Raw genomic sequence first — 12,839 nt, 5'->3', positions numbered from 1 at the left:
AGGGTCCAGCCAGGATTGCCGAATGGTCGCGCCGTTCTACAGTGGCGGTCGATCGCGGCGGTCGGACACCGTCGCGCGCTACCCCGAGGGACATACCGATGAAGACCATGCGCTGGACCGCCGGCCTCGCCGCCGCCGCGTTCGCCGTCACCCTGATGTCCGGCTGCAGCGAGATCAAAACCGCTGTGAACCAGGGCGGCGACACCAAATGCACCGACTACCTCAAGCAGGATGCGGACACCCAGCGCATCACCATCACCAAGTTCATCAAGCAGCAGACCAACACTCAGAACGAGCCGTCCGGCACCAACGTGGATATCGGCATGGCCTCGGTGCAGACCCTGTGCCAGATCCAGGCCAATGGCGAAACCCCGATCAAGAACGCCGACATCGCCGGAATCTTCATCAGGAAGTAGTCCGAAACGGCCCGCTACCAGCCGATTTCTGTTTTTCCCACATCCTCGGCTACTGTTGTCGAGCACACCGAGTCGGGGTGGCGGAATGGCAGACGCGCTAGCTTGAGGTGCTAGTGCCCTTATTGGGCGTGGGGGTTCAAGTCCCCCTCTCGACACAGAAAAGAGCCCTCCTTCGGGAGGGCTCTTTTGTTTGCACGAGCAGATTCCAGGGACCTGCGCACAGCGGCGTACCGCCGATTACGGCTGGCGGCGGATGTGGGCCGCCGCCCGCCGAAGTTAGCGTTCGACCTGCGAATCACTCATTCTTTGGAGTTGTCATGGCATCTCTGTGCTTGATCTCATCGCGGGCCCGATCATGAGGGCGCTCGTCACCGGCGGCACCGAGGGGATCGGCCGCGAGATCGCGATCGGACTCGTCGGCTCGGGCGCGCGGGTACTGGTGACCGGGCGCGACGCCGCGCGCGGTGCGGCGTTCGCGGCCCAGACCGGCGCGACGTTTCTGACCGCCGAACACGCGACGGTGCACGGAAACCTCGAACTGGCCGCGGCGGTCGCGCACACCACCGACGAACTCGACATTCTCGTGAACAACGTCGGTGGTATGGCGTTTCCGACTCGAACGCTGAATTCGGAAGGGCACGAGGTCATCTCGGTGCTCAACTACCTCGGCCCGATCACTCTCACCGATGCGCTGCTGCCCATCCTCACCCCGAACGCCCGCATCGTGCAGATCGTCTCCAGCGCACTGCTCATGCACAAGGGCGACCCGTTCACCGAGCCCGACACCTACACCGCGATCGGTGCCTACGCCCGAGCAAAACAATTGAACCTGCTGGCCATGCTCTCGCTCGCCCGGCAGGCCGCCGACAATCGATCGATCAACGCGGTCAACCCCGGAACCGCCTGGACCCCCGGCGTCCGGCAGCTCACCCCCGAGACCGTCCCCGCCTGGCGTTTCATCTGGCCGATCGTGCGCGCCGTACAAAAGCGCGCACGGCCGGACAGAGCGGCCCGGGTTCCGCTCCGCCTGGCCCTGGAAAGTGTTGGCAGCGGCCAATTCTTCGAGAGCAAGGGCAAACCCGCATCGCTACCCGAGCGACTCCGTGACCCGGACCTTCAGGACCGGGCGTGGGAGGCCGCGCTGGTCCACTGACGACCCGAATCAGATCAGTGCGCGCAGCATGCCCTGTGGCTCGACACCCATCGAGGTCAGCGCATCGGAGTGGTAGATCGATCCGGGAATGTGGATGGCGTGCTGCAATCCCACGTGCGCGTCACGCCAGAAGCGCTGTAGCGCATTGTTCTTGCGCACCGCGTTACCGCCGGAGCGCGCGAAGATCTCATCTACGGCCGCAACCGCCCGCCAGGCCGAGCGAACCTGGTTGCGGCGCACCACCGATCGGTCCTCGAAGGCGATGGTCTTGCCCGCGTCGGCGAGATCGTAGAGGCGGCTGATGCCGTCGAGCAGTTGCGAACGCGAGGCGGCGATCTCCGAGGCCGCCTCGGAAATGGCGTACAGCACGTACGGATCATCCTTGATGGCGGTGCCCATGGCGGTGATGCGATTGCGCTGATAGTCCAGGTGCGCGGCCAGTGCGCCCTCGGCGATGCCGATGACCGCGGCGGTGATGCCGAGCGGGAACATGGCCCAGAACGGCAGCCGGTACACGGTTTCGGTGCGCCCGGCGCGGTCGGCGGCAATGGTTCCCGAGGCCACCTCCTCCGAATCGATGGTGCGGTAGTCGGGGATGAACGCGCCGTCGACGCTGACATCCTTACTGCCGGTTCCGCACAGCCCGATGACATCCCACGAGTCGTCGACGATCGTGTAGTCCGCGCGCGGCAGCACCACGTGCAGGGTGCGCGGGGGCATGACGGGGGTGCCGTCGGGGTTGCCGACCAACGCGCCCAGGAAGATCCAATCGCAGTGGTCGGTGCCGGAGGAGAAACTCCAGCGGCCGCGCAGAATGTAGCCGCCGTCGGTCGGGGTGGCCACGCCCTGCGGCGCGTACGGGGAGGCGATCCAGGTATCGGGATCGGTGCCCCAAACCTCCTGTTGCAGACGGCGATCCATCAGCGCCATTTCCCAGGGATGCACACCGCCGACTCCGCACACCCAGCCGGTGGAGCCGCAGGCGGCGGCGGTCGCCATCACCGCTTCGGCGAAATCCCTGGGATGTGCGGCGTATCCGCCGAATTCGGTGGGTTGCAGCATTCGCATCACCCCGGCCTCGCGTACCAGCGCGACGCTCTTCTCGGACAGTTTGCCCGCCCGCTCGGTCTCCTCGGCGTGCGCCGCCAGCTGGGCGGCGAGCTCCTCGACCCGCTGAACAACCTTGTGCGACATGCCCGCACCTTTCGAACCAACTCACGACCTCGGCCCCGCCGTGCGACGGGGCTACGTCGAAGCTAGCCGTGACGGGGGCCACAGCGGGCGGAGTTCCCGGTGACCGGGTCTCAGGATGTCTCGTCGGTGGACTCGTGCTCGGCGGCCCACAGCATGTGCTCGCGGTCGGCCCAGCGCCGCGAGACGGTGCCGGTGAGCATGCCGCGCATGGCTTCTCGATCGCGCAGCGCGTACATGACATGTCCGACAACGAGAATGCCGAAGGCGAGTGCGAACCAGTCGTGCATGAGGGTCGCGCCGGTGCGCCAGACCAGACGGGTCCAGTCGGGGAAGTACATGATGATGCCGGTGCCGAACAGGACGAAGATCGATCCGGCACTCAGCGCGGCATTGAGTTTCTGCCCGGCATTGAATTTCCCGACATCGGTGCCGAACAGTCGGCGCGCCTTGGATCGGAACCACAGTCGATCCGCGGCGGTGAATCGATTCAGCCGGGACAGATCGGCGCGATAGGCCCGCGAGACCAGACCGAGCAGGATCGGCACGGGCAGCGCGAAACCCGAATAGACGTGCACCAATTCGACGATGTGCCGATTGCCCACCAGTACCGCGAGCGAGCCGTTGTACAGGATGGCGGCGGTGGCTATGCAGATCAGCACGAGCACCGCGACCAGCCAGTGCACCCAGCGTTCGACCCGCCCGAAGCGGTGCAGCTCAGCTGGTCGGGTCATCATCACGCCCGTTCGACGCGCCGACCCAGCCGTCGATGGAATAGCCCCGGCGCTCCCAATAGCCGGGGACGACGTCGCTGGTCAGCTCGATTCCGGAGAGCCATTTACAGCTCTTGTAGCCGTACATGGGCGCAACATACAGCCGAACCGGGCCACCGTGATCGTGGCTGACCGGTCCGTCGATCATTTCCAGGGCGACGATGACGTCATCGCGCCGGGCTTGATCGAGGGTCAGGCTCTCGGTGTAGGTGCCGTCGAAGGAGGTGAAGCGCACCGCGGTCGCCGTGTTCTTGACGCCCGCGTCGTCCAGCAGATCGGCCAAACGCACTCCGCGCCAATGGACTTCGGGCACTCGCCAGCCGGTGACGCATTGGAAGTCGCGCACCAGGGTGGTCTGCGGCCGCGCGCGCAACTCCGGGAGCGTGTGACTGCGCGGGTTGTCGACCAGTCCGGTGATATCGAGCCGATAGTTGCTCTCATCGCGTCTCGGCGCGCCGCGGGTCACCGAGTAGAACCGGAAGGTATTGCCCACCGGCAACAGCCCGATCAGCCCCGTCGGATCGTGATTGCCGATGGGGCCGAGCACCGCCGCGAGGCCCCGTTGAATCGAGGCCCCGCCCAGCACCCCGGCCGCCCCGGCGGCCAGCAACCCCAGCACCACCCGGCGTCCGACGGGTGCGCCTGGATCGTCGGGCTGGGAAGCCTTGTCGGCGGGCACGACTCCACTATCCACCGCGTGCGCCGCCGCGCCCACCCGGGGCGGCTACGGTGGTGTCGAGAACCGCTTCCGCGCGGTGCCAACGAAAGGCCCGGCTATGCGCAGCCCCATCCTCGTCGCGCTCGGTGTCATCCTCGCCCTGGCCGGAGGGCTCTGGGCGCTCCAGGGCTTCGGCGTGGTCTCCGGCAGTCCGATGACCGGCACCGTCACCTGGTCGATCATCGGACCGATCGTCTTCATCGCCGGTGTGCTGCTGGCCGTGCGCGGCTGGCGCGGCGGCCTGCGCCGCTGACCGAGCTCAGTTGCCCTGTGCCGCAGCCGAAACCGGCTGCCATTCGCGCCAGGTCGCCAGCCGGGATTCGTATTCCGCGGTCGCCATGGCGAGCGGGTTCTCACCCAGGAAGATGCGCAGCGGCGGCTTCTCCGCATCGACGACCTTGAGGATCGCCTCGCCGGTGGCGGTCGGATCGCCGGGCGTATTGCGCGCCCGCTGAGCCGCACGGGCCGCACGAGCGGGTTCATACGCCTCGATGGGCGTGGCGTGCTTGGCCGACGCACCGGCCCAGTCGGTGCCGAAACCGCCCGGCTCGATGAGGGTTACATGAATCCCGAACGGCGCGACCTCCTGCGCGAGCGACTGGGAGAACCCCTCCAGCGCCCACTTGGAGGCGTGATACGCGCCCAGGTTCAGGAAGGCGGCGATACCGCCGATGCTGGACACCTGCAGAATGTGCCCGCTCCCCTGCGCCCGCAGAATCGGCAGCGCGGCCTGGGTGACCCAGAGCGCGCCGAACACATTCGTCTCGAACTGCGCCCGCAGTTCCTCCTCGGACAGTTCCTCGATCATGCCGAACTGCCCATACCCCGCATTGTTGACGACCACGTCGAGCCGCCCGAACCGATCCGCGGCCGCTCGCACGGCGGCGAAATCGCCCTCGCGATCGGTGACATCGAGCTGGATCGCCTGGAACGTATCCGGATACTTCGCGACCAACTCATCGAGCGTGCCTAGATCGCGTGCCGTGCCCGCCACGCTGTCGCCGCGCTCCAGCGCAGCCACCGCCCATTCGCGGCCGAATCCTCGTGAGACCCCGGTGATGAACCAAACTTTGCTCATGCGCTCAACGGTAATCAGCTGGAGTGCACTCCAAGCAAGCCTTTGTCGCGGCGAGTTCACACCGTCTTGATGGCGCCGCCGTCGATGACGTGGTCGGCCCCGTGCGTCGCGCCCGCCAGCGGTGATGCCAAATAGGCCACCAGCGCGGCGACCTGCCGGGGCTGCGCGAATTCGCCTGTGGTGACACCCATTTCGCGCGGAATATCGCGCAGCAACTGCTCCTGGCTCACACCGCGCGCGGCCGCGAACTTGGCCCCGGTGCCATCGGGTCCGGTCCACTGCTCGGTCAGCACGGGTCCGGGCGAGATGGTGTTGACCCGGACGCCGCGCGGCCCGTACTCCTCGGCGAGCCCTTTGCTGAACGTGCTCACCGCGCCCTTGGCGGCCGCGTAGGTCAGCGGCGAGGTGTGCGGGATGCGCGCGGTGATGTGACCGTCTACCACCCCGATCTCGACCGCCTCGCGGTCGAAGACGTATTGGCCGCGCTGGGCAATCCGGTGCGGCTGTTCATCGTGCGGGAGCTGGCAGCGTCCGAGGACGCGCGAACCTGCGGCAGTCTTCCCCTGACCGTCACCAAGCCGACGGCGACTCACCACTGGCGGGTGCTGCGCGAATCCGGCATCACCCGGGAGCGACGCGAGGGCCGGGTGAAGTTGGTGGAATTGCGGCGCGACGAACTGGCGGAACGGTTTCCGGGGTTGCTGGACGCGGTGCTCGGGGCGCGGCCGCCGGTCGAAGACGGCGCGGCGGCACGCTCGTGAACCTGTTTCGCTGAGCCGCTTACGCATTCGATATCCGGTGTGATGGGTTCAATGGGTAGCGTGGCGGCATGAATTCGCTGCTGCACCGGATCTTGGACATCGCACCGGTGTGGATCTATTTGATAGTCACCGCACTGGTTTTCGTCGAGGACGCCATCTTCGTCGGATTCGTGGTGCCCGGAGAGACCGCGGCGGTGCTCGGCGGCGTCGCGGCAAGTCAAGGGCACGTGGCGCTTTGGGCGATGATCGTGCTGGTGGTGGTCGCGGCGATCGTGGGCGACAGCGTCGGGTACGAGGTCGGTAAGAAGGTCGGTCCGCGACTGCTGGCCGTGCGGATTCTCGACAAGCATCGCGGGCGGGTGGAGCAGGCGCAGGATTTCCTGGCCCGGCGCGGCGGCTGGGCGGTCTTCCTCGGCCGCTTCACCGCGTTCTTCCGGGCCATGATGCCCGCCCTGGCCGGCACCTCGAAGATGCCGTACCGCCGCTTCCTCGCCTTCAACGCGTTCGGTGGAATCGTCTGGGGCACAACGTTCGTGGTGCTCGGCTTCATCGCCGGCAATTCCTATGAGCGGGTCGCCAAGACCGTCGGCCGCGATATCGCCATCGGCGTCGCGGTGCTGGTGATCGTGGGCTTGATCGTCTGGAAGGTGCGCGAACGCCGCCGCGAGCGCTCCTTCGAGGCGAACTACGAGGCCGCGCACGAGGCCGACTGACCCGTCCCGGGATGCCACCTGCCGAGCGTTTCGTCCGCTCTGGTTGGATATGGCCAGTGACCAGCGTTGCTTTCAAACTCGTCGGACCGCATCACTTCGATAGGGTGATGCCGGCGTGGGCACCGCAATTCCCCCGCTTCGACCGGGTGATCGGCTATACCGACCTGGGCCACGCCCTGCTCATGAGCACCCGTACCGGCGAATACGCCATTCTGGACCCGTATTTCCCCGGCACCAAGGTCTACGGGACCTTCGACGATCTGTCGGCCTTCGTGGATCGGGTCCTGTTCGACCCCGATGTCATCACGTATATCCTGCAGCCCCAGCATGTTTCGGCCATTCGCCGTCGCCTCGGCCCGCTCGCGGCCGAGGAGGTCTACATCGCCGCGCCTTACCCATTCATGGGCGGTTCGGAGCATCCGGACTCGTATCACCGAGGTGGGGTCTGGGCTTTCTACGATCTGGTGGCCCAGGCACACGGCTTCGACAGTGACGCCTTCAGCGAATGACGCTCACCCGCGCGTCGCGGTGACCGCCACGGTCGTATAGCGCACGACCGCACGACCTCCGAGCGCGTCGATGGCCGCACCAACCCCGTCGAGGATCTGCGCCAACGGTTCCGGCGCGAGCTGGGTGAGTGTGCCCTGGGACGGTAGTAGGTCCAGATATTCCGCGCGGGTGTACGGCTGTTCCCACTCGAACCGCCACACCTCGGGTTCGGTGAACCGGCCCGATTTGCCCAGCCCCTCGGTGGCCCGGTCGGTGACCGCGCCGGAGCCGGTGGCACCCCGCCGCATGGCGGCGGTATCGAACGGCGAATCGGGCAGCACTCGCCGATAGGCGGTGATGAAAGCCTCCGTCACCTCGGACGGCGCGTCGGCGACATTCCAGAACGCGGCGAACCTGCCCGCCGGGCGCAGCACGTCCGCGGCTTTGGCGGCACCGACTACCGGATCGACCCAGTGCCACGCCTGTCCGGCGGTGACGATATCGAATTCCCGCCCGGCGGGATCCCAGGTCTCGAAGGTGCCGACCTCGACCTCGACCCCGGTGCCGCGCGCGAATTCGGCCATGCGCGCATCGGGTTCGACGCCCAGCACCGCACATCCCGCGGCCTGTAGTTGCCGCGCCGATATGCCTGTGCCACAGCCGATATCGAGCACGCGCGGACCCGGGCCGGTGGCGACCAGCTGCCGGATCATGGCCTCCGGATAGTGCGGGCGACTCCGGTCGTACCGTGCGGCGTCCACCCCGAACGATTCGGCGACATCGCGATGCGTATGCGGCTCCGGTGCACGCGGAACCACCGGTTCCGGCGGTATTGTGGGCATGTGCCCACTCTAGTGGGCACCTGCCCACTCGTCAACGATCGCCCTGTGAGAGAAGGATTTACGGTGCCCACCGGCATAGCCCTCCGTGACGTTCGCGAACAACTGTTCGCCGCCGCCGAACGCGTGCTCTTGCGCGCGGGTCCCAGCGGTTTGACCAGTCGCGCCGTCACCGATGAGGCGGGCTGCGCGAAAGGCGTACTGCACCGCCACTTCTCCGATTTCGACGATTTCCTCGCCGAACTGGTCCGGGACCGGATCGCTCAACTCGCCCGCGACGCAACCGAACTGCGTGACGCCGCAGGCACGGGCACCGTTGACGACAATCTCGCCGATGCCGTCACCAAGGTCTTCGGCCCCGTCGCCGTGGCCATCGTGAGTCTGATCATCTTCCGCGACGAACTGCGCACCCGGCTGCGCCGCACCCGCCCGATCGGCGTCCCACTGTTATCGGACGCGACCGTCATGATCTCCGAATATCTCACCGCCGAACGTGAATTGGGCCGCCTCACCCCCGGCGCCGATGTGGACGCCCTCGCCCCCACTCTCATCGGCGCGGGACATCTGCTCTTCGCCGACCGCACCGGCACGCCGCCGGACGCCGTCGCGGTGCGCCGCATGGTGGCGACGGTGTTGTCCGGATCCCAGATTCGGTAGGTGCGGAATTTCGTCGGCGCACCCCGGGTTGGTGCCGGGAGACCGTAGGACGACAGCGACAGGACGGGTGCGATGAACGCCTTCAATGAAAATGTGATCCAGGAATTTCGCGCGAACGGCGGCAAGGTCGGCGGGCCGTTCGAGGGCAATAAAAACCTGGTGCTCATCACCACGACCGGCGCGAAGTCCGGGCGGGCCATCACCAGTCCGCTGGTGTACGTGGCCGACGGTGACCGGATCGTGCTGATCGCCTCCAACGGTGGCGCGGACAAGCATCCGGCCTGGTACCACAATCTGCGCGCGAATCCGGAGCTGACGGTCGAGCTGGGAACCGAAACCTACACGGGCAAAGCCGAATTCACCTCCGGCGCGGAGCGGGCGGAGCTGTACGATCGCATGGTCGCGGTCATGCCCCAGTTCGACGAGTACCGGCGCAACACCACCCGGGAGATTCCGGTAGCCGTGGTGCACCGGCAACCGGCCTGACCTACGCTGCCGTAACCACAATCAGCGCGGCACAATTTCGTACAAAAAACCCAGACTCGCCGGTAACCACGCGCCGAAATGGTTATTCGCGGAACGTGTCTTCGACATTCTGTACACTCACTCCCCTACCCTTGCATTAACGGCTTCGGAGAATTAGCGGCTTCGGATTCACGCGGCGTTGCTTTCACATGGCGTTGCATTCATGCGACACGTAATTCTGGTGATTCGGCGGAGGGGGTTGGGTGTCCGTACCGGTGAGCTGGGTGCTCGCGCAGCCCGATCTGGAGATTCCGCTGCGCGGCGGCGTCGCGGGCATCGGCCGCACCATCGAGTCGGTGCTCACCATCGAAACGGAGAATCCGTTCCCCTGGCTGTCCGGTGGTGAGCTTGTCCTCACCACCGGCCTACAACTACCCGCGACCCACGTCGCCCGCGTCGCCTACCTGCGCCGACTGCATGAACGAGGCGTCGCCGCAGTCGGTTTCGGCGTCGGCCAAACCCATCCGGCCATTCCCGAGGATCTGATCAAGGCCGCCGACGAGATCGGGCTGCCGCTTTTCGAGGTCGCGCCGTCCACCCCGTTCGCCGCCGTCGCCACCCGGATCGCCGCGCGCTCGGCCCAGCTCCAGCACGACGCCCTGCTGCGGGCCTCGCGCACGCAACCCCGCATGACCCGTGCCCTGGTGCGTTCGGGTGCGCGCGCCATCGTGCGTGAGCTCGCCACCGCGCTGCGCGCCACCGTGCTGGTGCTGGACGCGGAAACCCGGGTCACCGATGTGCACCCCGATACCCCCGATGACGAACTGCTGCATACGGTTCGCACCGCCATCGCCACCGATCCGGGCGGCGTGCACACCGATCAGGGCCGCTCGATCACCCATCAGCGCATCGGTGTCGGCGGCCGCGTGCACGGCAATCTGGTGGTGGTGAGCTCCGCCCCGCTCAGCGCGGTCGATCAGATTCTGCTCGGTCACGCGAATTCGTTGCTGGCCTTGGATTTCGAGAAACCGGCACGACTATGGGAGGCCCAGCATCGACTGAACAGCACCGTGCTGGGCCTGCTGTTGAGCAGCGAATCCGATCTGGCCCCCGCCTGGACGCATCTGGCGCAGGCCGCCGATGCCGCCGGGCGCATTCGAGTCCTCGCCGCCGATTGCGACAGCCTGGACGCGGTCGATGAGATCCGCTCGGTGGCCGAGAGCATGGCGGTGCGCTCGGGTCATCCGCTGTTCCTGCACCTGCTCGCGCGCCGCGTACTGGTGGTGCTGCCCGGGGTCGCCGCCGTCGCCTTCGCCCGCGAACTCGCCGCCGATCTGGGCGAGAGCACGAGTCGTTCGGTGCGCTTCGGCCTGAGCGGTGAACATCCGCTCCCCGAACTGACCGTCGCCGCCGATGCCGCGGGCTTGGCCGCCGCGACCGCCGAACGCGGTAGCGCCCCATCGGAATTCGGCGCGCTCACCGGTAGATCGCTGCTGTCCTTCGATTCCACCCGCCGGGTGCTGGACACCCTGGCCAATACCGTGCTGACCCCGCTCATCGATCATGACGCGGCGCACGGTTCGGATCTGTTGCATTCGCTGCGCGCCTATCTCGAGGCCAATGGCCAGTGGGAGACGGCCGCCGCCGCTATCGGTGTGCACCGTCATACCCTGCGCAAACGCATTGCGACGGCACAGGGTTTGCTCGGCTGCGATCTGGACAGCGCGCGTGTGCGCGCCGAACTGCTGCTCGCGATTCTGGCCCGGGGCAGCTGACCCGGTGTCCGGTCCGGGATGGGACGCTGGTTGATTATGAGCCGCAACCGACTTCCAGCGCTGTCAGGAGCAGTTTCATGTCCCATGCCGACCTAGTGTTCACCGGCGGCGCGGTGCTCACCATGGATTCCGCCCGCAGCCGTGCGACCGCGCTGGCGGTGACCGGCGATCGCATCAGCGCGGTCGGGCACGCCGAGGTGCGCGCCGCCATCGGTCCCGCCACCGAGGTGATCGAACTGGGCGGGCGCGCACTGCTGCCCGGCTTCCAGGACGCGCACGTGCACGCCGCCGCCGGTGGTATCGAATTGGCCGCCTGCGATCTGAGCGGGACGGTCGACCTGGCCGAGTACGTGCGCCGAATCGCCTCTTACGCCGCCAAACATCCTGAGCGCGAATGGATTACCGGCAGCGGCTGGTCCATGGAGAGTTTTCCCGGCGGGCAGCCGACCCGGCAGCAGCTCGACGCGCTGGTCGCGGACCGGCCGGTGTATCTGGTCAACCGGGACCATCACGGAGCCTGGGCGAACACCCGCGCACTGGAGCTCGCGGGGATCACCGCCGCGACCCCCGATCCCGCCAACGGCCGGATAGAACGCGAAACCGATGGCGGCCCAACCGGAATGCTCCAGGAAGCCGCCATGGCGCTGGTGGAGCGAGTGCTGCCGGAGATCACCCCGCAGGACCGGCTGACCGGACTGCTGTGCGCACAGGAACTGCTGCATTCGCTCGGAATCACGGGCTGGCAGGAGGCGATCGTCGGCGGCTACGACCGCAATATGGATTCCGCGGCGACCTTCGCCCGCGCCGCCGAACAGGGGCTGCTGACCGCGCGCGTCACCGGGGCGCAGTGGTGGGAACGCGATCGCGACGTCACCCAGATCGAGACAATGGTGCTGCGCCGCAAGCAGTTCGGCAGCGAGCGCTTCCGCCTGGACACGGTCAAGATCATGCAGGACGGAATCGCCGAGAACTTCACCGCCGCCATGACCGAGCCCTATCTGGACCATCGTGGCTGCTGTACCGCCAACGCGGGCATGAGTTTCGTGGATCCGGTGGCGTTGCGCGGCTATGTGACCGAACTGGACGCACTCGATTTCCAGGTGCACTTCCACGCGCTCGGCGACCGGGCCGTGCGGGAGGCGCTCAATGCGGTCGAGGCCGCGCTGATCGCCAACGGCCCGCGCGGCAATCGGCATCAGCTGGCGCATCTGCAGGTGATCCATCCGGACGATATGGGCCGCTTCCAGCGGCTCGGCGCGGTCGCCAATCTGCAACCGCTGTGGGCCGCGCACGAACCGCAGCTCGATGACCTGACCCTGCCGTTCCTGGGCGCGGGCCTGCGCGATCGGCAATACCTGTTCGGTGATCTGCTGCGCGCGGGCGCCACGCTGGCGGCGGGCAGCGACTGGCCGGTCAGCGATCTGAATCCGCTGTCCGGCATTCACACGGCGGTCAATCGCATCACCCCCGGTTCGGCGCTGCCGCCGCTGCTGCCCGAGCAGAGTCTGGACCTGATGACGGCCCTGGCCGCGTACACCGCGGGTTCCGCCTATGCGAACCGGCGCGATGACACGGGCAGTCTGCGCACCGGCATGCTCGCGGATCTCGTTGTGCTGGACCGTAATCCGTTCGAGCATCCGATCACCGAGATCGCCGACGCCAAGGTCGAGCAGACCTATGTCGGCGGAGCGCGGGTATTCGGTTAGGGCGAATTTCCGGGGCGGAGCCGCGGCACGGCGGGCGGGATGCTATGGTCGTATCCATCAGCCGCCCGTCGTGTGCGGCGAATCCCCCTTCTTCGGTAAGAGTCA

General features: G+C 67.1%; 16 protein-coding genes and 1 tRNA gene. 11 read left to right on the top strand and 6 right to left on the bottom strand.

All coding sequences use genetic code 11. The features are described from left to right. The first annotated feature begins 98 nt into the window (after positions 1–98). The 3 genes from ACFC4D_RS00625 (at position 99) to ACFC4D_RS00615 (ending at position 1,569) form a co-directional block, all read left to right on the top strand. Entirely contained in the window at positions 99–416 is a 318-nt protein-coding gene (locus ACFC4D_RS00625; protein ID WP_364634274.1) for a hypothetical protein, read from the top strand. A 71-nt stretch (positions 417–487) separates the two neighbouring features. After that, positions 488–571: transfer RNA gene (locus tag ACFC4D_RS00620), tRNA-Leu, on the top strand. A gap of 173 nt (positions 572–744) precedes the next feature. Continuing rightward, positions 745–1,569, top strand: a complete 825-nt coding sequence (locus ACFC4D_RS00615; RefSeq protein ID WP_376061065.1) for an SDR family NAD(P)-dependent oxidoreductase — start codon at positions 745–747, stop codon at positions 1,567–1,569. 9 nt (positions 1,570–1,578) lie between these two features. Here ACFC4D_RS00615 and ACFC4D_RS00610 read toward each other — a convergent pair whose 3' ends face one another. From ACFC4D_RS00610 to ACFC4D_RS00600, 3 genes are all read right to left on the bottom strand, one after another. Then, positions 1,579–2,763, bottom strand: coding sequence for a hydroxylase (locus tag ACFC4D_RS00610; protein WP_375967292.1), 1,185 nt, complete (start codon positions 2,761–2,763; stop codon positions 1,579–1,581). Positions 2,764–2,873: 110 nt separating this feature from the next. Continuing rightward, the gene (locus tag ACFC4D_RS00605) at positions 2,874–3,494 is read right to left on the bottom strand and encodes a cytochrome b/b6 domain-containing protein (RefSeq protein WP_376061064.1); all 621 of its coding nucleotides are present in this window, start codon (positions 3,492–3,494) and stop codon (positions 2,874–2,876) included. After that, entirely contained in the window at positions 3,478–4,212 is a 735-nt protein-coding gene (locus ACFC4D_RS00600; RefSeq protein WP_376061063.1) for a molybdopterin-dependent oxidoreductase, read from the bottom strand. Before ACFC4D_RS00600 ends, ACFC4D_RS00605 begins: the two co-directional genes overlap by 17 nt. 97 nt (positions 4,213–4,309) lie before the next feature. Between ACFC4D_RS00600 and ACFC4D_RS00595 the strand changes: the two genes are divergently transcribed. Next, positions 4,310–4,504 carry a hypothetical protein gene (locus ACFC4D_RS00595; protein ID WP_364634283.1) on the top strand — a complete coding sequence of 65 codons (195 nt, stop codon included), beginning with the start codon at positions 4,310–4,312 and terminating at the stop codon, positions 4,502–4,504. 6 nt (positions 4,505–4,510) lie between these two features. On the opposite strand, the gene ACFC4D_RS00590 is transcribed toward ACFC4D_RS00595, so the two are convergent. Together ACFC4D_RS00590 and ACFC4D_RS00585 are read right to left on the bottom strand one after the other, a co-directional pair. After that, positions 4,511–5,329: an SDR family oxidoreductase gene (locus tag ACFC4D_RS00590; protein ID WP_376061062.1), complete on the bottom strand. Its 819-nt coding sequence runs from the start codon at positions 5,327–5,329 to the stop codon at positions 4,511–4,513. A gap of 56 nt (positions 5,330–5,385) precedes the next feature. Continuing rightward, complete coding sequence (locus ACFC4D_RS00585; RefSeq protein ID WP_376061061.1) at positions 5,386–5,772, bottom strand: SDR family oxidoreductase; 387 nt, start codon at positions 5,770–5,772, stop codon at positions 5,386–5,388. Here ACFC4D_RS00585 and ACFC4D_RS00580 point away from each other — a divergent pair. The 3 genes from ACFC4D_RS00580 to ACFC4D_RS00570 all read left to right on the top strand — a co-directional run bounded on the left by ACFC4D_RS00580 (position 5,758) and on the right by ACFC4D_RS00570 (position 7,312). Next, positions 5,758–6,090, top strand: a complete 333-nt coding sequence (locus ACFC4D_RS00580) for an ArsR/SmtB family transcription factor (RefSeq protein WP_375967285.1) — start codon at positions 5,758–5,760, stop codon at positions 6,088–6,090. The two genes, ACFC4D_RS00585 and ACFC4D_RS00580, sit on opposite strands and share 15 nt — an antisense overlap. 68 nt (positions 6,091–6,158) lie before the next feature. Continuing rightward, complete coding sequence (locus ACFC4D_RS00575; RefSeq protein ID WP_375967284.1) at positions 6,159–6,803, top strand: DedA family protein; 645 nt, start codon at positions 6,159–6,161, stop codon at positions 6,801–6,803. Between the two features lie 107 nt (positions 6,804–6,910). Then, positions 6,911–7,312 (top strand): hypothetical protein, encoded by a 402-nt coding sequence (locus tag ACFC4D_RS00570; protein ID WP_375967283.1) that lies wholly within the window; start codon positions 6,911–6,913, stop codon positions 7,310–7,312. 3 nt (positions 7,313–7,315) lie between these two features. Here ACFC4D_RS00570 and ACFC4D_RS00565 read toward each other — a convergent pair whose 3' ends face one another. Continuing rightward, the gene (locus tag ACFC4D_RS00565; protein WP_376061060.1) at positions 7,316–8,134 is read right to left on the bottom strand and encodes a class I SAM-dependent methyltransferase; all 819 of its coding nucleotides are present in this window, start codon (positions 8,132–8,134) and stop codon (positions 7,316–7,318) included. A 63-nt stretch (positions 8,135–8,197) separates the two neighbouring features. On the opposite strand from ACFC4D_RS00565, the gene ACFC4D_RS00560 reads away from it, so the two are divergent. From ACFC4D_RS00560 to ACFC4D_RS00545, 4 genes are all read left to right on the top strand, one after another. After that, complete coding sequence (locus tag ACFC4D_RS00560; RefSeq protein WP_376061059.1) at positions 8,198–8,788, top strand: TetR/AcrR family transcriptional regulator; 591 nt, start codon at positions 8,198–8,200, stop codon at positions 8,786–8,788. 72 nt (positions 8,789–8,860) lie between these two features. Next, complete coding sequence (locus ACFC4D_RS00555) at positions 8,861–9,274, top strand: nitroreductase family deazaflavin-dependent oxidoreductase (RefSeq protein WP_375967278.1); 414 nt, start codon at positions 8,861–8,863, stop codon at positions 9,272–9,274. A 254-nt stretch (positions 9,275–9,528) separates the two neighbouring features. Beyond that, entirely contained in the window at positions 9,529–11,028 is a 1,500-nt protein-coding gene (locus tag ACFC4D_RS00550; RefSeq protein WP_376061867.1) for a PucR family transcriptional regulator, read from the top strand. Between the two features lie 77 nt (positions 11,029–11,105). Continuing rightward, on the top strand, positions 11,106–12,734 hold the full coding sequence (locus tag ACFC4D_RS00545) for an amidohydrolase (RefSeq protein ID WP_376061058.1): 1,629 nt from the start codon (positions 11,106–11,108) through the stop codon (positions 12,732–12,734). Positions 12,735–12,839: the final 105 nt, after the last annotated feature.

The sequence above is a fragment of the Nocardia sp. NPDC056000 genome, assembly GCF_042269265.1.
In the GTDB taxonomy this organism is placed as follows: domain Bacteria; phylum Actinomycetota; class Actinomycetes; order Mycobacteriales; family Mycobacteriaceae; genus Nocardia.
This window is presented reverse-complemented; position numbering and strand designations above follow the sequence as displayed.

What these genes read in the sequence shown, in the direction of transcription:
- ACFC4D_RS00565 (WP_376061060.1), bottom strand. Translation starts at nt 8,134, where the DNA reads ATGCCCACAATACCGCCGGAACCGGTGGTTCCGCGTGCACCGGAGCCG.
- ACFC4D_RS00595 (WP_364634283.1), top strand. Translation starts at nt 4,310, where the DNA reads ATGCGCAGCCCCATCCTCGTCGCGCTCGGTGTCATCCTCGCCCTGGCC.
- ACFC4D_RS00590 (WP_376061062.1), bottom strand. Translation starts at nt 5,329, where the DNA reads ATGAGCAAAGTTTGGTTCATCACCGGGGTCTCACGAGGATTCGGCCGC.
- ACFC4D_RS00545 (WP_376061058.1), top strand. Translation starts at nt 11,106, where the DNA reads ATGTCCCATGCCGACCTAGTGTTCACCGGCGGCGCGGTGCTCACCATG.
- ACFC4D_RS00570 (WP_375967283.1), top strand. Translation starts at nt 6,911, where the DNA reads ATGCCGGCGTGGGCACCGCAATTCCCCCGCTTCGACCGGGTGATCGGC.
- ACFC4D_RS00575 (WP_375967284.1), top strand. Translation starts at nt 6,159, where the DNA reads ATGAATTCGCTGCTGCACCGGATCTTGGACATCGCACCGGTGTGGATC.
- ACFC4D_RS00625 (WP_364634274.1), top strand. Translation starts at nt 99, where the DNA reads ATGAAGACCATGCGCTGGACCGCCGGCCTCGCCGCCGCCGCGTTCGCC.
- ACFC4D_RS00605 (WP_376061064.1), bottom strand. Translation starts at nt 3,494, where the DNA reads ATGACCCGACCAGCTGAGCTGCACCGCTTCGGGCGGGTCGAACGCTGG.
- ACFC4D_RS00610 (WP_375967292.1), bottom strand. Translation starts at nt 2,763, where the DNA reads ATGTCGCACAAGGTTGTTCAGCGGGTCGAGGAGCTCGCCGCCCAGCTG.
- ACFC4D_RS00555 (WP_375967278.1), top strand. Translation starts at nt 8,861, where the DNA reads ATGAACGCCTTCAATGAAAATGTGATCCAGGAATTTCGCGCGAACGGC.